The organism is Mesorhizobium sp. M0184 (assembly GCF_040322215.1).
In the GTDB taxonomy this organism is placed as follows: domain Bacteria; phylum Pseudomonadota; class Alphaproteobacteria; order Rhizobiales; family Rhizobiaceae; genus Mesorhizobium.
The window spans coordinates 77,999-97,410 of sequence record NZ_JAMYSZ010000006.1 but is presented as its reverse complement, the minus strand read 5'-3'; the positions used below and the strand labels follow the sequence as shown (position 1 = coordinate 97,410).

Annotated in this window: 23 protein-coding genes and 1 tRNA gene; 12 read left to right on the top strand and 12 right to left on the bottom strand. The window is 62.1% G+C overall.

Features of this window, described 5'->3' with window-relative positions; all coding sequences use genetic code 11:
- Positions 1-21 precede the first annotated feature (21 nt).
- Positions 22-912, bottom strand: a complete 891-nt coding sequence (locus NKJ23_RS10115; RefSeq protein ID WP_352680209.1) for an SDR family oxidoreductase — start codon at positions 910-912, stop codon at positions 22-24.
- 136 nt (positions 913-1,048) lie between these two features.
- On the opposite strand from NKJ23_RS10115, the gene NKJ23_RS10110 reads away from it, so the two are divergent.
- Together NKJ23_RS10110 and NKJ23_RS10105 are read left to right on the top strand one after the other, a co-directional pair.
- Entirely contained in the window at positions 1,049-1,459 is a 411-nt protein-coding gene (locus NKJ23_RS10110) for a winged helix-turn-helix transcriptional regulator (protein WP_352450047.1), read from the top strand.
- A 74-nt stretch (positions 1,460-1,533) separates the two neighbouring features.
- Entirely contained in the window at positions 1,534-2,772 is a 1,239-nt protein-coding gene (locus NKJ23_RS10105) for an FAD-dependent oxidoreductase (RefSeq protein WP_352680208.1), read from the top strand.
- Here NKJ23_RS10105 and NKJ23_RS10100 read toward each other — a convergent pair.
- Positions 2,720-3,445 carry a glutathione S-transferase family protein gene (locus tag NKJ23_RS10100; protein WP_352680207.1) on the bottom strand — a complete coding sequence of 242 codons (726 nt, stop codon included), beginning with the start codon at positions 3,443-3,445 and terminating at the stop codon, positions 2,720-2,722. The two genes, NKJ23_RS10105 and NKJ23_RS10100, sit on opposite strands and share 53 nt — an antisense overlap.
- 1 nt (position 3,446) lies before the next feature.
- On the bottom strand, positions 3,447-3,629 hold the full coding sequence (locus tag NKJ23_RS10095) for a Rieske (2Fe-2S) protein (protein ID WP_352680287.1): 183 nt from the start codon (positions 3,627-3,629) through the stop codon (positions 3,447-3,449).
- 222 nt (positions 3,630-3,851) lie between these two features.
- Between NKJ23_RS10095 and NKJ23_RS10090 the strand changes: the two genes are divergently transcribed.
- A complete protein-coding gene (locus tag NKJ23_RS10090; protein WP_023676665.1) occupies positions 3,852-4,304 on the top strand; it encodes a MarR family winged helix-turn-helix transcriptional regulator in 453 nt (150 codons plus the stop codon).
- 38 nt (positions 4,305-4,342) lie between these two features.
- Here NKJ23_RS10090 and NKJ23_RS10085 read toward each other — a convergent pair whose 3' ends face one another.
- On the bottom strand, positions 4,343-4,771 hold the full coding sequence (locus NKJ23_RS10085; RefSeq protein ID WP_352680206.1) for an anthrone oxygenase family protein: 429 nt from the start codon (positions 4,769-4,771) through the stop codon (positions 4,343-4,345).
- Positions 4,772-4,924: 153 nt separating this feature from the next.
- Between NKJ23_RS10085 and NKJ23_RS10080 the strand changes: the two genes are divergently transcribed.
- The 5 genes from NKJ23_RS10080 (at position 4,925) to NKJ23_RS10060 (ending at position 9,608) form a co-directional block, all read left to right on the top strand.
- Positions 4,925-5,578 (top strand): TetR/AcrR family transcriptional regulator, encoded by a 654-nt coding sequence (locus tag NKJ23_RS10080; protein WP_352680205.1) that lies wholly within the window; start codon positions 4,925-4,927, stop codon positions 5,576-5,578.
- Between the two features lie 135 nt (positions 5,579-5,713).
- Entirely contained in the window at positions 5,714-6,733 is a 1,020-nt protein-coding gene (gene ilvC, locus NKJ23_RS10075) for a ketol-acid reductoisomerase (RefSeq protein WP_023676662.1), read from the top strand.
- A gap of 256 nt (positions 6,734-6,989) precedes the next feature.
- Positions 6,990-7,967 carry a DUF3592 domain-containing protein gene (locus tag NKJ23_RS10070; protein WP_352680204.1) on the top strand — a complete coding sequence of 326 codons (978 nt, stop codon included), beginning with the start codon at positions 6,990-6,992 and terminating at the stop codon, positions 7,965-7,967.
- 503 nt (positions 7,968-8,470) lie between these two features.
- Complete coding sequence (locus tag NKJ23_RS10065) at positions 8,471-8,992, top strand: hypothetical protein (protein ID WP_352680203.1); 522 nt, start codon at positions 8,471-8,473, stop codon at positions 8,990-8,992.
- On the top strand, positions 8,985-9,608 hold the full coding sequence (locus tag NKJ23_RS10060) for a hypothetical protein (protein ID WP_352680202.1): 624 nt from the start codon (positions 8,985-8,987) through the stop codon (positions 9,606-9,608). The genes NKJ23_RS10065 and NKJ23_RS10060 overlap by 8 nt, the downstream gene beginning before the upstream one ends.
- Before the next feature lie 10 nt (positions 9,609-9,618).
- Here NKJ23_RS10060 and NKJ23_RS10055 read toward each other — a convergent pair whose 3' ends face one another.
- Together NKJ23_RS10055 and NKJ23_RS10050 are read right to left on the bottom strand one after the other, a co-directional pair.
- Positions 9,619-9,903 (bottom strand): PilZ domain-containing protein, encoded by a 285-nt coding sequence (locus NKJ23_RS10055; RefSeq protein ID WP_352680286.1) that lies wholly within the window; start codon positions 9,901-9,903, stop codon positions 9,619-9,621.
- 181 nt (positions 9,904-10,084) lie between these two features.
- On the bottom strand, positions 10,085-10,669 hold the full coding sequence (locus NKJ23_RS10050; protein ID WP_352450039.1) for a BA14K family protein: 585 nt from the start codon (positions 10,667-10,669) through the stop codon (positions 10,085-10,087).
- Between the two features lie 187 nt (positions 10,670-10,856).
- On the opposite strand from NKJ23_RS10050, the gene NKJ23_RS10045 reads away from it, so the two are divergent.
- Both NKJ23_RS10045 and NKJ23_RS10040 read left to right on the top strand, forming a co-directional pair.
- On the top strand, positions 10,857-11,969 hold the full coding sequence (locus NKJ23_RS10045; RefSeq protein WP_352680201.1) for an endonuclease/exonuclease/phosphatase family protein: 1,113 nt from the start codon (positions 10,857-10,859) through the stop codon (positions 11,967-11,969).
- 7 nt (positions 11,970-11,976) lie between these two features.
- Positions 11,977-12,705 (top strand): hypothetical protein, encoded by a 729-nt coding sequence (locus NKJ23_RS10040; protein ID WP_352680200.1) that lies wholly within the window; start codon positions 11,977-11,979, stop codon positions 12,703-12,705.
- Here NKJ23_RS10040 and NKJ23_RS10035 read toward each other — a convergent pair.
- The 4 genes from NKJ23_RS10035 to NKJ23_RS10020 form a co-directional block, all read right to left on the bottom strand.
- Positions 12,702-12,944 (bottom strand): hypothetical protein, encoded by a 243-nt coding sequence (locus NKJ23_RS10035; protein ID WP_352680199.1) that lies wholly within the window; start codon positions 12,942-12,944, stop codon positions 12,702-12,704. The two genes, NKJ23_RS10040 and NKJ23_RS10035, sit on opposite strands and share 4 nt — an antisense overlap.
- Before the next feature lie 114 nt (positions 12,945-13,058).
- Positions 13,059-14,276, bottom strand: coding sequence for an ABC transporter permease (locus NKJ23_RS10030; protein WP_352680198.1), 1,218 nt, complete (start codon positions 14,274-14,276; stop codon positions 13,059-13,061).
- A 2-nt stretch (positions 14,277-14,278) separates the two neighbouring features.
- Complete coding sequence (locus NKJ23_RS10025; protein WP_352636671.1) at positions 14,279-14,986, bottom strand: ABC transporter ATP-binding protein; 708 nt, start codon at positions 14,984-14,986, stop codon at positions 14,279-14,281.
- 2 nt (positions 14,987-14,988) lie between these two features.
- A complete protein-coding gene (locus NKJ23_RS10020; protein ID WP_352636672.1) occupies positions 14,989-16,281 on the bottom strand; it encodes an efflux RND transporter periplasmic adaptor subunit in 1,293 nt (430 codons plus the stop codon).
- Positions 16,282-16,392: 111 nt separating this feature from the next.
- On the opposite strand from NKJ23_RS10020, the gene NKJ23_RS10015 reads away from it, so the two are divergent.
- Together NKJ23_RS10015 and NKJ23_RS10010 are read left to right on the top strand one after the other, a co-directional pair.
- Positions 16,393-17,298: a PhzF family phenazine biosynthesis protein gene (locus NKJ23_RS10015; protein WP_352680197.1), complete on the top strand. Its 906-nt coding sequence runs from the start codon at positions 16,393-16,395 to the stop codon at positions 17,296-17,298.
- Positions 17,299-17,465: 167 nt separating this feature from the next.
- A tRNA-Lys gene (locus NKJ23_RS10010) sits at positions 17,466-17,541 on the top strand.
- Positions 17,542-17,619: 78 nt separating this feature from the next.
- Here the strand turns inward: NKJ23_RS10010 and NKJ23_RS10005 are convergent.
- Positions 17,620-18,360 (bottom strand): hypothetical protein, encoded by a 741-nt coding sequence (locus tag NKJ23_RS10005; RefSeq protein WP_352636674.1) that lies wholly within the window; start codon positions 18,358-18,360, stop codon positions 17,620-17,622.
- 26 nt (positions 18,361-18,386) lie between these two features.
- Entirely contained in the window at positions 18,387-19,397 is a 1,011-nt protein-coding gene (cobT, locus tag NKJ23_RS10000) for a nicotinate-nucleotide--dimethylbenzimidazole phosphoribosyltransferase (protein WP_352636675.1), read from the bottom strand.
- Positions 19,398-19,412: the final 15 nt, after the last annotated feature.

The following is a 19,412-nucleotide window of genomic DNA, read 5'->3' as shown; positions in this document are numbered from 1 at the left end:
AGGGCACGGCCATTGTGAGGCTCAGCTCACCAGAGCCGCCTTGTTTGCTTCAAGAAATTGCTTCAGCGGCTGCGGCTTCCTGCCGGACAGCGTCTTGACCGCGTCGGTGACCATGCCGATCCGGCCGGAGCGGGTGTTGGTGTCGAAGGAAACGATGACGGGCGCAAACGCTTCGGGAACACCGGCTGCCTTCAATCCCTCGGTCAGCGCTTCATCCGAAAGCTGGATAACTTCGATCGGCTTGCCGGTGACCTCGGTGACGAGGGCTGCAATCTCGGCCATCGTGTGGGCCTTGGGGCCGGTCAGCGTGTATGTCGTGCTTTCGGTTGCGCTCGAAGCAAGGCCGGCGGCGATCGCGGCTGCCATATCGTCGCGCGCGCCATGGGCAATGCGGCCGTCTCCAGCGGATGTGTACCAGTGCCCCGAGGCGATGGCGTGCGGCAGCGCCATGAACAGGTTCTCCTGATACCAGCCGTTGCGGAAGATGGTGTAGGGGATACCGCTCGCCTTGATCGCCTGCTCGGTGCCGTGGTGATCGGGCGCAAACAGTACCGGCGATCCTGGCTCCGGATTGGGCATCGACGTGTAGAGCAGATGCGAAACGCCGGCGCTTCTTGCGGCGGCGACCGCGGTCTCATGTTGCTTCAGGCGCTTGCCCGGAATGGCGAGCTCGTTTGTCGAAATGATCAGAACCCTGTCCGCGCCGATAAATGCACTGGCCAACGACGCGGTGTCGTCGAAGTCGACTGCCCGGATGGTGACGCCTCGGGCTGCCAGATCGGCCAGATTTTCCGGATTACGGGTGGCGGCGATGATGCGCTGAGGGGAGACCTTGAGCGTGTCAAGCAGATGATTGATGACGCCGCGGCCAAGCTGGCCGGAGGCGCCGGTGACGAGAAGGGTGTCGGTCATGAGATGTCCTGACGTTGCGCCGGAGCGGCGGGTGCATATGTTAGTCTCAAAAAGAGACCAGCACTAAAATAGGAATTGACCCATCCTCGTAAAGAAGGCAGTTTTGCGGGAGGTAGGCACACCCAGGGAACCAGCCATGGACGGCAAGATCGTCAATCTGAGATCGAAGCTCGAGATATACAAAGCAGGCAGCGGTGGCGGAAACCTTGCGGATTGCCCGGTTCGCGACGTGATCCAGGGCATAAGCAATAAATGGAGTTCACTGCTGATGGAGGCCTTGGCCGAGAAGCCGTACCGGTTCGGCGAATTGCGGCGGCTGGTGCCCGATATTTCACAGCGCATGCTCACCCAGACGCTGCACGATCTGCAGCGCGACGGCTATGTGCATCGCCAGGTGTTTCCGACCAAACCGCCGAGCGTCGAATACAGCCTCACCGATCTCGGGCGCTCGATGTTTGGACCCTTGCATCAGCTGATCCAATGGGCCGAGCTCAATCACGGCGCTGTACGCGAGGCGCGGAAGATTTTCGATGCTGCCGAGGGCTGAGCCTCAAGGCCGAGACAGCGGCTTGATTTAGCGACAGCACTGAAGGATTGTCCGGCCTGGGTTGGGTCGGGCAAATGGGCAATTCTCTGGACATCGCGATTGCCGGCGCCGGGCCGGCCGGACTTGCCGCCGCGCTCTATCTCGAGCGCGCCGGACATAGGGTCACCATCTTCGAGCGCTTCGACCAGCCAAAGCCGGTCGGGTCCGGGCTGATCCTGCAGCCGACCGGGCTGACGGTGCTTGCCGATCTCGGCCTGCTCGACGACATTCTGGCGCTGGGCAGCCGCATAGACCGCCTGCATGGTGCGGACGCCAGAACCGGCCGCACAGTGCTCAACGTCCGCTATGATGCCCGGCGCGGCAGTCGTTTCGGGCTGGCGGTTCACCGGGCGGCTCTGTTCGGCGTGCTTTTCCGCGCCGTCCGGCGCCAAGCGATCACCATCGAGACAGGTATCGAGCTCGAGACGCTGGAAACCGGCGAACGGGCAACATTGGTCTGCGGCAACGGGCGAAGGATAGGACCGTTCGACCTGGTAGTGGATGCCAGCGGTTCGCGCTCCAAATTGCGGCAGTGCGTGAACAATCCGGGCGAACCGCGACCGCTCGCCTATGGCGCGTTCTGGGCATCGCTTGGCTGGCGCGGCGAAGGTTTCGACGAGCACGCCCTGCTGCAGCGCTACGATAAAGCGAGCGTGATGATCGGCGTGCTGCCGATCGGCCGGCCTGAGCCCGGTGCCGGGAAGATGGCGGCATTCTTCTGGAGCCTGAAGCAGGCGGATGCCGAGTGCGTATGGGCGGCAGGTCTCGATGCATGGAAGGCGAGATTGGCCGCGCTGTGGCCTGAATGCGCGGCCTTCATCGACCAGATCGACAGTTTCGAGCAGCTCTCGCTGGCGCGCTATGGCCATCACACGATGAAGACGCCAGCCGGACGGCGATTGGCCGTTATCGGCGACGCGGCCCATTCGACAAGCCCGCAACTCGGGCAGGGCGCGAACATGGCGCTGCTCGATGCAGCCGCGCTCAACTACGCGCTCATAGGAACGGACCGTATCGATACTGCGCTGGGGGCCTATGTCCGGGCGCGGCGATGGCATGTGCGGGTCTTCCAGGCGCTGTCGCTGGTGCTGACGCCGTTTTATCAATCGGATTCGATTGTGATGCCGTTCGTCCGCGACAGGCTGGTGGCGACGCTGGCAAAAGTCCCGCCGGCGCCGGAGTTTCTTGCTTCCATGGTTACAGGAACGGTGCTCAATCCATTCAAGCCGATCGGGCTTGCGGAAGCGCTGTGGTCGGATCGTTTTGGCGGATGATTTCCGAAAGGTGCGAACCCTTAGCCTGCAAGAATGCATGGAGGCGTTGCGCATGATCGGGAGCGACCGCGTCCTTTACGGATGGGCGTTCGTGCAATGCCTTGCGCCAGGCCTGGATATGCGGTTTTCCGTCCAGGATGCCGAAATCGCCGATCCGGTCAAAGACCTCGAAATAACGGAAAATCGGCCCGTAGACCGTGTCGAGCAGTGAAAAGCGCTCGCCGTCGAACCGTGGCCCAGCCGCGCCGTTCGCCAGTTCCACTTCCAGGCGATCGAACATTGCTGCCAGAGCCCCGCGTTCGGCGATGAAGGCGGCTTCGGTGAGTGCTGAATAGAAGCGGCCGATGGCATTGAGGATTGCCGAGCCGAACTCGATCCAGGCGCGATGCCGGGCACGGGCATAGGGGTCGGTGGGATGCAGCGGATTGGGCTGGGTTTCCTCGAGGAATTCGAGGATGACGAGCGATTCGAAGATCACCGTTTCCTGGCCGTCATGCTCAACGCGGAGCAGTGGCACCTTGCCGAGCGGTGATATCGCCTTGAACCAGGCAGGCTTGTTGGCGAGATCGACCGTGATGCGCTCGAAGGGCACGTCCTTTTCGCGAAGTGAAATCGCCGCGCGCTGCACATAGGGGCAAAGATGGTGGCTGACGAGGATGAGCTTGTCGATCATCTCACTCTCCCCAGACATAGTTCAATGCGCCGTCCTCGACGCGGGTGGAGAGGAACATCAGGCGGGAGCCCTTCGGCGCCGGGCCTTCGAGGCAATCACCGTTGGCCATGTCGAACGAGGCGCCGTGCCACTGGCAGACGAGCTTGCCGTCCTTGCAGCCGAGCGGGCACCGAAATGCAGGCAGACGTTGGCGGCGGCGCGGATACGCTCGCCGCTGCGGTAGACATGGACCTCGCGGCCGAAGAACGGAGCGATCAGGCTGCCTGTTTCCGGAATGTCGGCGATCTTGCAGATTTCATGCTTCATCGGAATTGCCTCTCATGATTGATGCGATTGCATCTATATAGATGCATTTGCATCGATCGTCAAGCTTGATGCAATTGCATCTATCGCCTACGATGCAATCATGACCGGGATTCCTTCACCTCCAGCCATCAAGGCCTGGGCCCGCCTGATGCGGGTTTCGCGCCAGTTGTTGGAACGAGCCGAGGACGCGCTGAAGGACAGTGGCCTGCCGCCGCTTGCCTGGTACGACGTCCTGCACGAGCTTGCCGAGGCGGGCGAGGGCGGATTGCGGCCGTTCCAACTCACCGAGCGCACTCTGTTTGCGCAGTACAACATCTCCCGGCTGCTGGCGCGGCTCGAAGCCGACGGGCAGGTCGAGAAGCTTCCAGTTGCCGATGACGGCCGCGGGCAAACAGTCCGCGTCACAGACAAGGGACGCGAGACGCGCCGCCGCATGTGGGCTGTCTACGGCCGGTCGATCGCGGAGTTGGTCGGCTCCCGGCTTTCCAATGATGAGCTCGACGCGCTGTCAGCTCTGCTTGGGCGCCTGCGAGATCCGCCCGCCCTGGAGTGACACGCCTTCATGACGAAGATGGCGACCGATTGGCGAGGTCAGGCACTGCCCAAGAGGAATGCCAATGTCGCCAGAACGCCAAGCCCGATGCGGACCATATGCAGATTGCCCCATTTGACGATCAATGTCCGAGCTTCAGGATTGACGGAGTTCGCGTCCATCGCCTCCAGCAACCTATTTGCCGGCATCATCACCAGCAGCGTCCATGGCCAAGGCAGGATGATCAGCAAGGCGCCGACCAGATAAGCGAGATTGCCGGTCAGCCACCAGGCGACGACGCCCAGAATACAGGCGATGACGGCGATCGAGGCCTGCATGGCGGCGCCGCGCTTGTAGGAAGGCTGCCATTCCTGCAGCAATGCCTTGTCATCGAGGCGAAGCCGCGCCGGCTGCTCGGCGACGCTGACGTAGATAGCCGCGCCAGCGAACACGGCGGCAACGGTCAAGGCAAGCAATCCGGCGAGCATGATCCGTGTCTCCCGTGATGCCCCGCATGGAGCAAACAGAAATAAAGGCTTGCGTCGGGTCGGGCAATACGCCATAAAACCGAACCGTAACGTACGGTACGCCATCGAGCTCGTATCTGAACTGCGGGTGAGTTTGCCTCCTGAGGAAAAACTGTGTTGCACGCTGTGACCGACATCGACACCAGCGAGGCGCTGACGGAGCGGCAGAAGGACGTGCTCGACGCCGCCCTTCGCCTGCTGGTCGAAGAGGGCGATCAGTTGACCATGACCGCCGTGGCGCGGCGGGCGAGCTGCTCGAAGGAGACGCTCTACAAATGGTTCGGCGATCGCGACGGGCTGTTGACGGCAACGGTACAATGGCAGGCGTCCAAGGTGCGGGTAGTGCCGGTCGACCGCAAGGGGCTCGACCTCCCTTCGCTGACGGCGAGCCTCGAACGCTTCGCTTCGGACTGGCTCAAGGTAATTTCGAGCGACACCTCGATCGCGCTGAACAGGGTGGCGGTCGGCCATGCTAGTTCGGGGAAGGACGATCTCGGCGCCATCGTGCTGGAGAACGGTCGATTTGCGCTGGCCAAGCGCCTCAAGCCGGTGCTGGAGGCCGGGAGACAGGCCGGGTTCCTTGAATTTTCGGACGCGGAGACGGCGTTCCGCACCTTTTTCGGGCTGGTCGCCCGTGACGTGCAGATCCGCCTGCTGCTTGGCGACCGGCTGGAATCGACTGATGCGGCGATCGGCGGCGATGCCGTCCGGGCGACGCAGCAGTTTCTCGCTCTTTACGGGGCAAAAACCGGGCCGCAGGGCCCATAGAGCCGGATGATTTCAGGTCAAATCGACCTGAAATCTGAATCCGGCTCTACACTAAAAGATGGAGCATGATGTCGTCCGAAAACCGCTTCACACTTTTCGGCATCATGCTCTGGTTCAAAACGGGAAGGAAGAAAAATGCGTGTCTATTACGATCGCGACGCCGATCTCAACCTGATCAAGGGCAAGAAGGTCGCCATCATCGGCTATGGCAGCCAGGGCAGGGCGCATGCGCTCAACCTCAAGGATTCCGGCGTCAAGGACATCGCCATCGGCCTCAAGGCCGGCTCGGCGACCGCCAAGAAGGTCGAGGCCGACGGGCTCAAGGTGATGAGCGTAGCCGATGCCGCCAAGTGGGCCGACCTGATGATGATGGCGACGCCGGATGAGCTGCAGGCCGACATCTACAAATCCGAGATCGCGCCAAACATCCGCGATGGCGCGGCAATCGCCTTTGCCCACGGCCTCAACGTGCATTTTGGCCTGATCGAGCCCAAAGCTTCGGTCGACGTCGTGATGATCGCGCCGAAGGGGCCTGGCCATACGGTGCGCGGCGAATACCAGAAGGGCGGTGGCGTGCCGTGCCTGGTCGCGGTCAACCAGGACGCTTCGGGCAATGCGCTCGACCTGGCGCTCTCCTACGCCTGCGGCGTTGGCGGCGGCCGCTCGGGCATTATCGAGACCAATTTCCGCGAGGAGTGCGAGACCGACCTGTTCGGCGAGCAGGTGGTGCTGTGCGGCGGCCTGGTCGAATTGATCCGCGCCGGCTTCGAGACACTGGTGGAAGCCGGCTACGCGCCGGAAATGGCTTATTTCGAGTGCCTGCACGAGGTCAAATTGATCGTCGACCTGATCTACGAAGGCGGCATCGCCAACATGAACTACTCGATCTCGAACACCGCCGAATGGGGCGAATATGTCTCGGGCCCGCGCATCATCACTGCCGAGACCAAGGCCGAGATGAAGCGCGTTCTGAAGGATATCCAGACCGGCAAGTTCACCTCGGAATGGATGCAGGAATACCGCGCCGGCATGTCGCGCTTCAAGGGCATCCGCCGCAACAACGACAGCCACCAGATCGAGGAAGTCGGCGCCAAGCTGCGCGCGATGATGCCGTGGATCTCGAAGAACAAGCTGGTTGATAAGGCCAAGAACTGAAGGAAATCCACGTTCGTTTCGTTACCCGTCCTCGGGCTTCGCCCTGCGGGCGCGTGGGAATTTCCATGAACAAGCTGGTCGACAAGGCCAAGAACTGATCGCGATTTCATGCCGATCAAGAAAGGCCGGCGGAGCGATCCGCCGGCCTTTTCGCATCAAGATTGTGTGGTTTCCAGGCTTCTGGACAGGCGCACTATCCTCATCACCGTGATATGCCTGTGCGGGGCATGGCACAAAAGTGCCAAGGGGGTGAGAGTTGGAACTCAAATTTCTGTTGGTCGGGTTTGCCTGCGCGGTTGCCGGCATGCTCTCCCTCGTCACGTTGCTGAAGTGGTGGGAGGTGAGGGCGGTCAGCCGCTGGTCTCCCACGCCGGGAAAGATCATCTCGTCGCGGGTCGAGGCTCGCGAGGTGACCAGTTCGGGATCCGGTTCGGACAGCAGAGGGTCGACCGAAATCCGCAACTTCCCGGCAATCACCTTCGAATACAAGGTGAACGGCAAGACATTTCGCAGTTCGCACTACAGCGTGCAGGAGAACCTTGGAAACTTTGCCGTGGCGGAAACCCTTGCGAAATTTCCAAACGGGGCCGGCGTAACCGTCTTCTACAATCCGGCCGATCCAGCCAAGGCCGTGATCGAACGCACCATGCCCGACGGCTCCTTCAAGTTCATGGTCCAGCTTTCGGCCGGGCTGGTGGTCGGCGCGCTTGTATTGGTCTTCTCCGTCGGCGGCGTCCTCGAAGCGATCCGGCCGTTTTTGCCCAGGCCGCAGAACCTCGGCGCCGCGGCCCTGCTGCTTTTCATGGGATTGTTTGTCCTGCGCATGGGCTTTGCCCAGAAGTCACTTGCGGAACAGGCGGCCAAATGGCCGATCACGGCAGGACGCATCGATGCTTCGGGCCTGCAGAAATTCGAGACCCGCGACAGGTCCGGAGGCGGCTATCGGCCCTGGCGAACAGTCTTCAAATCCCGCATCGTCTACAGCTATAGCGTCGCCGGCCAGCGCTACGCCGCCGATCGCATCGCTTTCGGCGCAAACGTGACGGCTTCGCTGCCGAGCCTCGTCAGCGGTCAATCACAGCGCTACCTCCAGGGCGACAAGGTTGAGGTCCACTACGATCCCGACAACCCAGTTGCAGCGGTTCTCGAATGCAGGGTGAGCGGGCTTTGGCTCCTGTGGGTCTGCGCCGTTGGCTTGATAGGCGGAGCCGCGCTGCTTGTCGGGGTGATCTAATGCTGAAGCTGCCGTCCTAGACGCTGTAGATCCAGAGGAAGAGGACACTTGTCGTCAGCACCTGACAAGAACTCCGCTGTCGAAGCCCGGCCATGTCAGTCTCAACGTCGCCCCGTCGACCACAATATGGATGACACGGGAGAACGGCTCTTCGGCCGACGGGTCGGATCCGTAACATTGGCTGGCCCGCGCCACCCAGCCCGTAGGCGTCTTGAGAAACGTTGCGTGTTCGCAGCCGAGAGCAGGGACCGACAGCGCGTCGCGGTACAATGTGTAGACAGTCTGGCGTTGAACATCCGCAACGGCGGTACAGTTCGATCTGTCCCCGGACCATGTGCCCATATAGGGTTCCGTGGCAAAGGCGCTGCCGCACGAAAATGTTAGGATCGAAATGAGCATCAAGAGATTTCGCATCATCGATTCTTTCTTTTCGACGTGGCCTTGGGCCAGTGCTAAAGCATCGGTGCTCAAACTTCACAATGATGCTGCTCCAAGGGACTTAAATGATCATCCGCAAAGCAGCAGCTATTTTTCTGAGCATGCTGAGCCTGTTGCAAGCAGCGAACGCAACAGAATGTTCGCTCAGCCATGCGACCTATCGCGAGCCGCGTTCGGGAGCGACGATACAGTTCCGGCCAACCAACAACGAGCCGGCCGCGCTGACGACCGAGGTCTTTTCGTTGATCGTGCCCAACACCGACGTTCGTCTGCCGTCGGACATTACCTGGACCAATGGCAAGTACTCGTTTCCTGTGGGCACGATCCGGCACACCTGCACCGACGACGATCGTGAGGCTGGTCTCGAGGACGGCACCGGGCTGTGCAGAGTGTGGGATGGGCAGGTCTATGCGTTCAATGCAGGCGGTGCCGAGCAGTTGAGTTCCCGCGAAGCCTCGCCGGCACCGGCAGGGTTGCTGTTGCCTAACTTCGGCGCGATTTTTACCGAATGGCCCGATTTCGCCAAAGCCAATCCCGACGGTTCAGCCTGGGACGCCTTTAGCTTGACGGGTTGTAGCGATGAATAGCAAGAGACTGCCGGCCTGCATCTTCGCCCTGCCGGTCCTTATGGCCATGGCAACCGGCGCTCGTGCCGACCAAAGGAAGCCGTCGCGTCCGCCTGTCGACAAATGCGCTTGGGAACGGCTGGCGGACAGGGATGTCGGGCTGGCTGCCTGGGTGCAGCGTTGCGATTTCGGTTTTCGCCGGATTCATTTCGAGCTTGGCGGCAATGCTCTTGCCATCAAATACAGCGACGGCGGGCCGGCCGATCCCGTCGTCGAAGTCTTCGATATGCTGCCTGGCGAGGCCGCCGATGCTGCGTTGCAGCGCATTTTTACCGAGAAGACCGAGAAAGCCATCAGCACACGTTGCGTGCTCATGCCTTACACCGAAGGGGCGACGCCCGCGCGCATCCTCCGGTATGTTTTCAGTCCCGATGCCGCCTATCGTGAGGAATTGAAGACCGTCGCCAACCCTGACGAGGTCGGCGTACCGCCTTGCGGCGAATGGGGCGAAGCCCCGGACGGCATTCAGTATTTCGAGGTGCAATCACCCGAACTGCGAAAGCTTCTATTCGTTCGCGTCGGCCAGGATGAGCCGCTGTTTGACGAGCAGACACTGCGAGTCCTGCCACCCGGATAGCGCCGGGATCTCAGCCGTAGTGCCAACTGGGCTTTGGTTCGGTACCGGTGAACATCACGCCGATACGATCCTCGCGGCGCCAGCGGACCACTGCCTTGTAGGCAATGCCGTCGGTCGGAACATAGAGCAGGAACTCATCGGGCACGCGCGCGTCGATCGAGACCTTCAATTCGGCGCCGCCGGCGTGCATGTTGCGCAGCGTGCATGTGACCTCGGAATTGCTCACGCCGGTCAGGATCGTCGCGCCCTTCAAGACGCGCTGCCGGCGTTTGTCCCTCTGTTCGTCCTCGGCCATCGCACGCAATCCAGCCATTTTTCGCGTCTCGGGCGTTCTGATCGGGAGGATTATTAGACCTGCCTGATAAAAATAGCGTTATCAGCAGTCGGGACTGGGCGATGTTCGCGGTTCCTGGCTGGAAGAAGAAGAAAAAGGCGCCGCGAAGCACGGCGCCGAATGATGCTTGTTGTCGGCCTGCTTACCTATAGGGCGAGTAGCATTGCTGGCGCGGCCCGTAATAGGGCTGGAAGGTATTGTCCCAGGCGCGGTACGACCGGTAGCGATTGTAACACCATTGGACATGTGCACTGGAAAGCCGCCCTGCGCGATAATAGCGGCGCGGTGGCGGCGCGTCGTAGTAGTTGTAGCTGTTGTACAGGCTGCCAAGGCCGAGCCCCAGGCCCAAGCCAAGAATCGCGGCACCCGCACCATCATCATAGTAGCCGCCGCGGTAATGGCGGCGATGGTGGCGCCAGCGCCAGCTGTCGTCCCAGCCGCCATTGTCCCAGTGTCTCGAAAAATGACGGCCGCGGAAATTGTGGGACCGCCATCTCCAATCGTCGCCGCCGTGCCATTGCCGAAAGCCGTGGTTGCGCCAACGCCATATCTGCCTGTCGTTGCCGCCGGCCCAATCTTCACGAATTTGCACGATGTCGGCGGCATTGCCCGCCACCGGCAGCAGAGGTTTGGGCATCGGCCCGGCAAGCGACGGGGCCGAGAGGCCGGCGATCAGACCGAGGGCCATCAGCCCGGATCTGGCGGAAGATAAAAAGAGCGGTTTCATCGCACTCTCCGAAGATTCAGGCCCCACGCCCAGAATACCCCGAGGAAGGGCCTATTGATGGAACTTTCCATCTGAACGGAAGATGAACAAAAAGGTTCCGTCAACCATAGGGCGCGCGCGATCAATCAGAGCCGTCTGGTTTCTGCGCCCTTGTTTTCGGGCGCGCTTGCGGGCAAAGGTCAAAGCCATGTCGCTGCGCCTTGCCACCTTCAACGTCGAAAACCTGATGAGCAGGTTTGATTATTCCGGATACCGCAATCAGCTCAACGAAGATCGCACGCTGGCGCTTTTCGACATTCAGAGCGAGGCCGAATACAAGATGCTCGAGCAGGCGCGGGCCATCGCCCAATCCGACGACACGCGGCAGTTGACGGCGCTGGCGATCGCGGCCACCCGCGCCGACATCATCTGCATGCAGGAGGTCGACAATATCGAGGCGCTGAGGGCCTTCGAATATGGCTATCTGTTCAAGATGGTGGGGCAAGGCTACCGCCAGAAATACACCACCGCCGGCAATGATTCGCGCGGCATCGACGTCGCCGTGATGATGCGCAACGAGACCGCGCAGGGCCAGCCAATCGAATTCGTGCGCATGACCAGCTACGCCTATGTCACGTTCGAGCAATTCGGGCTGCACACGGCGGAATTGGCAGCGCTTGGTTACCAGGCCAATGAACGCATCTTCCGGCGCGACTGCCTGGAAATCGATCTGACGGTGGCTGGCGCGCCGTTGACGCTGTACCTCGTTCATTTCAAGTCGATGGGCTCGCCCCGCAACGGCCTCGACGGCCGTGAAGCGACAATGCCGCTGCGCATCGCCGAAGCTCAAGCAGTGCGCCGGATCATCGAAGAGCGCTTCGGTAAGGACCATGCCGCCGACAAGCGCTGGGCAATCTGCGGCGACATGAACGACTACCGGCAGCGCGTGAAGATTACCGGCGATGCCGTCGACGGCTACCGTTTCGAGGTCATCGACGAGAGCCGGTCCTGCATCGATGTGCTCACTGCCGGCGGCTTTTGTGAGAACGCGGTCGAGCGGCGGCCGGAAATGGACCGCTGGACTTTCTATCACACACGCGGACCGGAAGAGCGGCATCTCTGCCAGCTCGACTACATCCTTTTGTCGAGCGCGCTGGCCAGGCAGAACGCCACCGCGGTTCCCGATATCATCCGCAACGGCCAGCCTTGGCGCACCATATTTCCAGCGGGCCAGGAGGTCGAGCGCTTCCCACGTGCCGGGTGGGACCGGCCGAAGGCATCCGACCATTGCCCGGTAGCAATTGCCCTCGACATGGTGTGAGACAGGCGTGAGTTTCGATCTGCCGCGCAACGTCATCCTGCCGGTCGATACCATCGACGTCCGGCTCGATCCCGGCCCGCACCCGTTCGAGCGCGATAATGCCGAGGCGATCGCCGCAAACTGGCGGCGTGAGACCGCAGCCAAGCCGGCGCTTTTCGACGGCATCGTGGTGCTGCTTTCCGCTCTCAGCTATCGCGACAATCGCCTCGTTGGCCGCTGCCATGCGGTGCGGTATTCGACCTTCATGCTTTGGCGCGGCAATCGACAGGTGGCCGGGGCCGAGCACGCCTATGCCCATGCCATGCTGGTCGCCGGCGACAATGCGCTTGTGGCGATCCGCATGGCGCCGCATACGGTCAATGCCGGCCGCATCTACTTCGCCGCCGGTTCGTTCGAGCCAACCGATTTCCGCGACGGCCTTGTCGACGTCGACTTCAACATGATCCGCGAGGTGCGCGAAGAGACCGGTCTCGACCTGTCAGGCGCGACACGCGGCAGGCGCCATTACGCCCTGTCGACGGCAAGCGGCACAGTGATCTTTCGCCGCTACCGCGAGACGGCGTCCGCCGACGACCTGGCACAGCGGATCAGCGCTTTCGTCGCGGCCGAGTCAGAGCCTGAAATCGAAGGCCCCGTAATCATCCGCAATGCAGCCGACCTGCCGGACGGGCTGATGCCGCATATGAGACCGCTGATCGAATGGCACTTTGCGAGCGAGCAAGGTTTCCAACTCTAACGTCGTAGCCTACCTTCAATAGCCTTGCGGTCGTTGCGGGCGGCAACAAAATACAACAGCACGCCGAGACCCAGGAGCGCGCCCATCGCCGTTCCCATCGTCTGCCCAATTACCTGCTGGAAGTCAGCGGTGACGCGATCGGGATTCTCCATCCCATAAAGGATCAAATTCCACCAAAGCCCTGCCAAGGCGGCTTCGACGATCACAATCGCCAGAGCCAGTCGCGCTTTCCTGCTCATCCATTGTTCCCCCTTAGTCCCCAACAGCATTGTTATCATTGCAGAATGTGCTGCGACAAGGGCAGGTTGCATAAAAAATTGGCAGCGTCTGGAGGCGACAGTTGCTGCAACGCTCTATTCATGCCTCAGCGCGTCGATGGGGTTGAGCCGCGCGCCGCGCAGCGCCGGGAAGAAGCCGAACACCATGCCGATCAGCGCGGAAAAGCCGACCGCAAGCAGGATGACCGCCGGGCTTGGCGCAAACGGGATCGTCAGCGTCAGCGAGGCGAGGCCGGCAAGGGCCAGGCCGATCAGGATGCCGATGATGCCGCCAAGCAGCGACAGCACGGTTGCCTCGACCAGGAACTGGATGAGGATGTGCTTTTCATGGGCGCCGATAGCGAGCCTGATGCCGATCTCGCGCGTGCGTTCGGTTACCGAGACCAGCATGATGTTCATAATGCCGATGCCGCCGACGAGCAGGCTGACGCCGGCGACGGCGCCGAGCATGCCAGTCATGGTGGTGGTCGCGCTGGCCATGGCATCGGCGATCTGGGTCATGTCGCGGATCGAGAAATCATCGTCGCGGTCGGGCGGGATGCGGCGTGTGTCGCGCAAGATGTCCTCGACGCGCTGCTGCAGCACTGTGGTTGGCGTACGGTCGTCGGCGGCGACATAGATCGAGTCGATGTCGCGATTGCCGGCAATGCGACGCTGATAGGCGGCGAGCGGCATCAGCACGACATTGTCCTGGTCCTGGCCGAAACCGGTATAGCCCTTCGGTTCGAGCAAGCCGATGATCTTGCAGGAGGTGCGGTTGACGCGGATGATCTCGCCTTCGGGGTCGCCGGCGCCGAAGAACTGCTGGCGCACCGTCTCGCCGATGAGGCAGACGCCGGTCCCCGAGCGGGTTTCCGAATCGCTGAACGGGCGGCCCGAAACCAGCTTCCAGTCGCGGGCATCGAGATAGGCGCTGTCGGTGCCGGTGACGCCCGAGGTCAGGCTTTCGGTGCCAAAAATGACGCGCACCTGCTTTTGCGACGCCGGCGCGATAGCGCGCGCGCCGTTCAGATGCGCGACAAGCGCGGTGAGATCCTTGTAGGCAAGAGGCCGGACCACCTGGTCGAGCCCTCCCGGGCCGCCAGGCCCGGCCGGACGGCCGGAACGGATGACAAGCAGATTGCTGCCGAGCTTGGAAATGTCGGACTTGACCTTCTCGGTGGTCCCCGAGCCGATGGTCAGCATGGCGATCACGGCGGCAACACCGATGACGATGCCGAGCAGCGTCAGGAACGAGCGCAGCACGTTGCGGCGGATGGAGCGGAGCGAGAGGCGAACGGTTTCCCAGATCATGGCTAGGCCATCTCGAGATTGGCTGTGTCCAAGGCAACATGGCCATCGAGGAAACGGATCGTGCGCTGGGCATAGCCGGCAACATCGGCTTCGTGCGTGACCATGGCGATGGTCAGGCCGAGCTCGCTGTTCAGCTGCGTCAGGAGTTCCATGATCTCGTGCGTGCGGGCGGTGTCGAGATTGCCGGTCGGCTCGTCGGCGACGAGCAGCGTCGGCCTGGTGACGATGGCGCGGGCGATCGCCACGCGCTGCTGCTGGCCGCCGGAGAGCTCGGCCGGTGTATGATGCTCGCGGCCGACAAGGCCGACCTCGGCAAGCGCCTGCATGGCCAGGCCGCGGCGCTCGCGGGCACCAACGCCGCGATAGATCAGCGGCAGTTCGACATTCTCCGCCGCCGTGGTGCGCGGCAAGAGATTATAGCCCTGGAAGACGAAGCCGACATAGAGGTTGCGCAGCACGGCGCGGCGGTTGCGGTCGAGGCGGCCGGCATCGATGCCCTGAAAGCTGTAGGTCCCGGCCGTCGGCGTGTCGAGGCAGCCAATGATGTTCATGGCCGTCGATTTGCCTGAGCCCGACGGACCCATGATGGCGACGAATTCGCCGCGTCTGATGGCGAGGTCGACGCCGGCCAGCGCATGCACCCGTGCCTCGCCCTGGCCATAGCTTTTCCAGACCTTGTCGAAGCCGATGAGGGTCGCGCCCGATGCCACGATCAGCTCCGCTGCTGCGAGGCGGTAATGACTTGCGCGCCTTCCTCCAGGCCGGAAACGATCTCGGTCAGTTCGCCATCTGTCGAGCCGACCCTGACGTTGACCGGATGCGGCCGGCCATTCTCCAGCACGTAAAGCGTGCGCGAGCCGTTGATGGGCTTCGTCGCCGCCTGCCGCTGGCGGTTGCCGCCCGGGCGCCCCATGCGGCCGGTGAACAGGTCGGTGAGGCTCCAGCCGCGCTCCGCCGTCTGCGCCGGCCGGTAGCGGAAGGCGATCGATGGCACGGTGAGCACGTTCCTGGCCTGCTTGGTGACGACCGAGACGGTGGCTGTCATGCCGGGCCGCAACAGGAGCTCGCTATTGTCGACGTCGAGTCTTGCATCATAGGTAACGACACCGTCGGTGGTGACCGAGGCATAGGAAATGTCGCGGATTTCGGCGTCGAATGGCCGTTCGGGGAACGCGTCAACGGTGAAGCGCGCATGCTGGCCGGGTTTGACGGCGCCGATATCGGCCTCGTCGACCGCAGCCTTCAATTCCATGTTCTTCAAATCCGCGGCGATGACGAACAGCACCGGCGCCTGCAGCGAGGAGGCGACCGTCTGGCCGGGGTCGACCGAGCGCGTCAGTATGATGCCGTCGATCGGAGCGTAGATGGTACTCTTGGCAAGATCCGTCTGCTGCGCCTTGAGATCGGCATTGGCCATGGCGAGGTTGGCTTTGGCGATATCAAGCGCCGCCTTCGAGCGGTCGCGGGTGGCGATTGCCGCTTCAAGCGACTGGTCCGTCGCCATGCCGCGCTTGGTCAATTGTGCCGCGCGCACCAGCGCCTTTTCGTTTTCGGCCACGGTCACGGTGGCGTCCTCGACGCTCGCCGTCGCCGCCTTGGCCGAGGCCTGGGCGCGCTCGATCTGCACCTCCAGCTTGGCGGTGTCGAGCGCGGCCAGCACATCGCCCTTCTTCACCAGCTGGTTCTCGTTGACCGAAACCGAGCGGACGACGCCGGAGAGTTCGCTGGAAATATCGACCTGGGTGAGAGGCTGCAGCGTGCCGGTAGCCGAAACCGCGACGGTAAGGTCGGCCATGGCGGCCAGTGTCGTGGTATACTCGATCTTGGCGGGCGAGCCCGCATACCACTGGTAGCCGACGACACTCGCGGCGACGGCAAGCAGTGCGAACACTGCGTAAAGCCAACCGCGACGGCGTTTTGTCTTCAGGCCCTGGTGGTCGAGCCCGAGCGCCGTCTCGATGGCGGAAGCGGATTCCGTCTTTGGCAGGTTGACAATCTGGTCCACGCCGGACCCCTATGTTCAGTGATATCCCATCAGTGCACAAATCAGGCCTTATGGTTCAAAATTCAAATTAAATTTCGCTCATGTTGGGAATGAGGCAGAGGACTTACTGAGATGCAGCCGCGGAATTACTTGCTTTACGACGTATTCACCACCAACCGGCTGACCGGCAATCCGCTGGCCGTGGTGCTCGACTGTGATGGGCTGGACGTTGCGGCGATGCAGGCGGTGGCGCGCGAGTTCAACCTCTCCGAAACCGTCTTCGTGCTGCCGCCGGACAACCCGAAGCACCGGGCCCGCATCCGTATCTTCACGCCCGACTATGAAATGCCGTTCGCCGGCCACCCAACCGTCGGCTCGGCGATAGCGCTCGCCGAAATGGCGGGAGAGGCCGCCGGCATCTTCGTGCTCGAGGAGAATATCGGCCCGGTGCGCTGCGCTGTCAGCAAGCACGACGGTTCGACCTTCGCCGAGTTCGACTTGGCAAAACTGCCGGAGCAACTGGCATTGTCGGCCGATCCCGAGGCGATCGGCGCCGCCCTTGGCCTCGGACCGCACGAGATCGGCTTCGAGAACCACCGCGTTTCGTTCTGGTCGGCGGGCGTGCCCTACGTGGCCATCCCCGTCGCCAATCTGGAGGCGGCCGCCCGGATCAGGCTGGACAACCAGGCCTGGTCGGAGCTCGCACCACGCAAGAGCGATTGGGCCTTCGCCAGCCCCTATGTCTATTGCCGCGAGACGGTGCATCACGACAGCGCCTTCCATGTCCGCATGATGGTGCCTGGCAATCCGTCCTACGAAGACCCGGCGACCGGGTCGGCGGCGGCCGCGTTCGCCGGCGCGATCATGCATTTCGACGGCCCGACCGACGGTGTTTCACAACTATGGATCGAGCAGGGGCTGGAGATGGGCCGGCCTTCGCGCATTCGCCTCGAACTGAATGTCGAAGGCGGCAAACTGGCGGCCGCCCGCATCGGCGGCCATGCGGTGAAGGTGGCTGAAGGCAGGTTTTTTGTCTGATCCTACCCTTACGTTTCGTCATCCCAGGGTCTGCGCTCCGCTTCGCGTTCGCTCCGCCCAGGGATGACGAGACCCCGTGCGATTTGTCGGGAAATGAATCCGGCAGGGCTGGACATGGCGGATATCGGCGGCTATATGCCCGCCAACGCCGGTTTTGCCGGCCGAGTGGGTGCGTAGCTCAGTTGGTAGAGCAGCTGACTCTTAATCAGCGGGTCCACAGTTCAATCCTGTGCGCACCCACCAAATTTTTCAGAAAATTGGTGGAAAGACCTAGAAAGCCGGATGTTTCGCCGCTATCGGGTGGCCGCATTTATGCAACCGCTATTGGATAGTCGGCCGCAGACAGCTGAGGATCGCCCGCACTATGGCCAAGACGCCGTCGACGGCATCGAAGTTTGTCCTGCTTTTACCGACGGTCCATTTAAGGTCGAGTGCTTCGGGCAAACGGAGGTCCTGACAGACAAAACAGCCTGAAAGCATAAAGAGGTCTAGATGTCTCGGATCGCCTTCCGAATAGTAAGGAAATTGGAAGAACAACCTTATTGGACCACCATATGCCAGCTTGAAGGTCATCGAGAATCTAATTTCGTGACCAAATCTATCTTCGACAATTCCGCTAAAACTAAGGTCTCGGGCATCGTAGTGATGCCACTGCGTCGATAATCCCAAAGAATCCCAAGCCCTGAGGGTATGCGCTTTCAGTTCTTTGCGATTGGGGAATTTTGCCTCTTCAGGATCGTAGGGAAGGGGTGGACCGATGTAGTCTGTCTCGGTTCGCCAATCTTCCGCGGCGCTGCGAAGATCTTCAAAAATCTGAACGATTCTCGGGTCTGTCTGCTCGCCAGAAAAGATTGAGATTCGCCATTGAGAAATCATCTCGCATAGCTCTTCGACCGTATGGCCCGATCGCTCTGCCCAATCCTCGGTGGCGAGTATCCACGGCGAATTGTATTTCAGCCCGGCAAAGGCGCCGCTCTTGCTGTCGAAATCTCTGATGATCCGAGCAAGAATATCGCGAAGCCCCTGTTTCGGGTCTCCGAAGATCTGTGAGCGTTTGTTCATCAACGCGATCCGCGCTTGGCTCCGCCTTACTTCTCCGAGACCCCAGCCTCCGCAAAGCTTGCCATGCGGGCGTGGCATTCGAGTGCCGAGCGGACGATGTTGATGGCGAGGCAGGCGCCGGAGCCTTCGCCGAGCCGCATGCCGAGGTCGAGCAAGGGTGGCAGACCGAGCGCTTCGAGCAGGCGGCGGTGGCCGGATTCGGCCGATACGTGAGCGGCCATAGTGTGGGCAAGGCCGGCGGGATGCAGCCCGGCCAAGGGTGCCGCGGCGGCGGTGCAGACGAAGCCGTCGAGCAGCACCGGCACGCCGAGATGGCGCGCCGCCAGTGTTGCGCCCAAGATCGCCGCAAGCTCGCGCCCGCCGAGGGCTGCCGCTATCTTCAGCGGATCGGCCAGCGCCATGGCGTGGCGCTTGAGGCCGGCCTCAATGGCGACAATCTTGCGCACAAGGCCGGCATCGTCGACGCCGGTGCCACGCCCTGTCCATCGTTCCGCGCCGCCACCGAACAGAGCGGTCGAGATGGCCGCCGCCGGCGTGGTGTTGCCGATGCCCATTTCGCCGAAGCAGACGAGGTCGAGTTCCTTGCTGATCGCGTCGTAGCCGGCTGAGACGGCGGCGAGGAAGACCTCGTCCTCCATCGCCGGCTCTTGCGTGAAGTCGCCGGTCGGGCGATCGAGATCGAGCGGGATGACGTCCAGCTCCGCGCCGGCGATGCGGGCAAGCTGGTTGATGGCGGCGCCGCCGCCGGCGAAATTCGCCACCATCTGCACGGTGACCTCCGACGGGAAGGCCGACACGCCTTGCGCGGTGACGCCGTGGTTGCCGGCAAAGACGAAAACCTTGACGCGGTCGAGCTTTGGTATGTCGCGGCCCTGCCAGCGCGCCAGCCAGGCGGCTACTGTCTCCAGCCGGCCGAGGCTGCCTTGCGGCTTGGTCAGCGTGTCCTGGCGGTGGGCGACGGCGTTGGCCGCGGCGTCGCTGCCGCTGTGCAGGTCGAGGCAGGCGGCGCGCAGTTCATCGAGCGATTTGAAAGGCATGGGGGCAAAATCTCC

Coding starts and splice junctions, on each gene's coding strand:
- NKJ23_RS10115 (WP_352680209.1), bottom strand. CDS start 912: ATGACCGACACCCTTCTCGTCACCGGCGCCTCCGGCCAGCTTGGCCGC.
- NKJ23_RS10110 (WP_352450047.1), top strand. CDS start 1,049: ATGGACGGCAAGATCGTCAATCTGAGATCGAAGCTCGAGATATACAAA.
- NKJ23_RS10105 (WP_352680208.1), top strand. CDS start 1,534: ATGGGCAATTCTCTGGACATCGCGATTGCCGGCGCCGGGCCGGCCGGA.
- NKJ23_RS10100 (WP_352680207.1), bottom strand. CDS start 3,445: ATGATCGACAAGCTCATCCTCGTCAGCCACCATCTTTGCCCCTATGTG.
- NKJ23_RS10090 (WP_023676665.1), top strand. CDS start 3,852: ATGACCGGGATTCCTTCACCTCCAGCCATCAAGGCCTGGGCCCGCCTG.
- NKJ23_RS10085 (WP_352680206.1), bottom strand. CDS start 4,771: ATGCTCGCCGGATTGCTTGCCTTGACCGTTGCCGCCGTGTTCGCTGGC.
- ilvC (WP_023676662.1), top strand. CDS start 5,714: ATGCGTGTCTATTACGATCGCGACGCCGATCTCAACCTGATCAAGGGC.
- NKJ23_RS10065 (WP_352680203.1), top strand. CDS start 8,471: ATGATCATCCGCAAAGCAGCAGCTATTTTTCTGAGCATGCTGAGCCTG.
- NKJ23_RS10060 (WP_352680202.1), top strand. CDS start 8,985: ATGAATAGCAAGAGACTGCCGGCCTGCATCTTCGCCCTGCCGGTCCTT.
- NKJ23_RS10055 (WP_352680286.1), bottom strand. CDS start 9,903: ATGGCCGAGGACGAACAGAGGGACAAACGCCGGCAGCGCGTCTTGAAG.
- NKJ23_RS10050 (WP_352450039.1), bottom strand. CDS start 10,669: ATGAAACCGCTCTTTTTATCTTCCGCCAGATCCGGGCTGATGGCCCTC.
- NKJ23_RS10045 (WP_352680201.1), top strand. CDS start 10,857: ATGTCGCTGCGCCTTGCCACCTTCAACGTCGAAAACCTGATGAGCAGG.
- NKJ23_RS10035 (WP_352680199.1), bottom strand. CDS start 12,944: ATGAGCAGGAAAGCGCGACTGGCTCTGGCGATTGTGATCGTCGAAGCC.
- NKJ23_RS10030 (WP_352680198.1), bottom strand. CDS start 14,276: ATGATCTGGGAAACCGTTCGCCTCTCGCTCCGCTCCATCCGCCGCAAC.
- NKJ23_RS10015 (WP_352680197.1), top strand. CDS start 16,393: ATGCAGCCGCGGAATTACTTGCTTTACGACGTATTCACCACCAACCGG.
- NKJ23_RS10005 (WP_352636674.1), bottom strand. CDS start 18,360: ATGAACAAACGCTCACAGATCTTCGGAGACCCGAAACAGGGGCTTCGC.
- cobT (WP_352636675.1), bottom strand. CDS start 19,397: ATGCCTTTCAAATCGCTCGATGAACTGCGCGCCGCCTGCCTCGACCTG.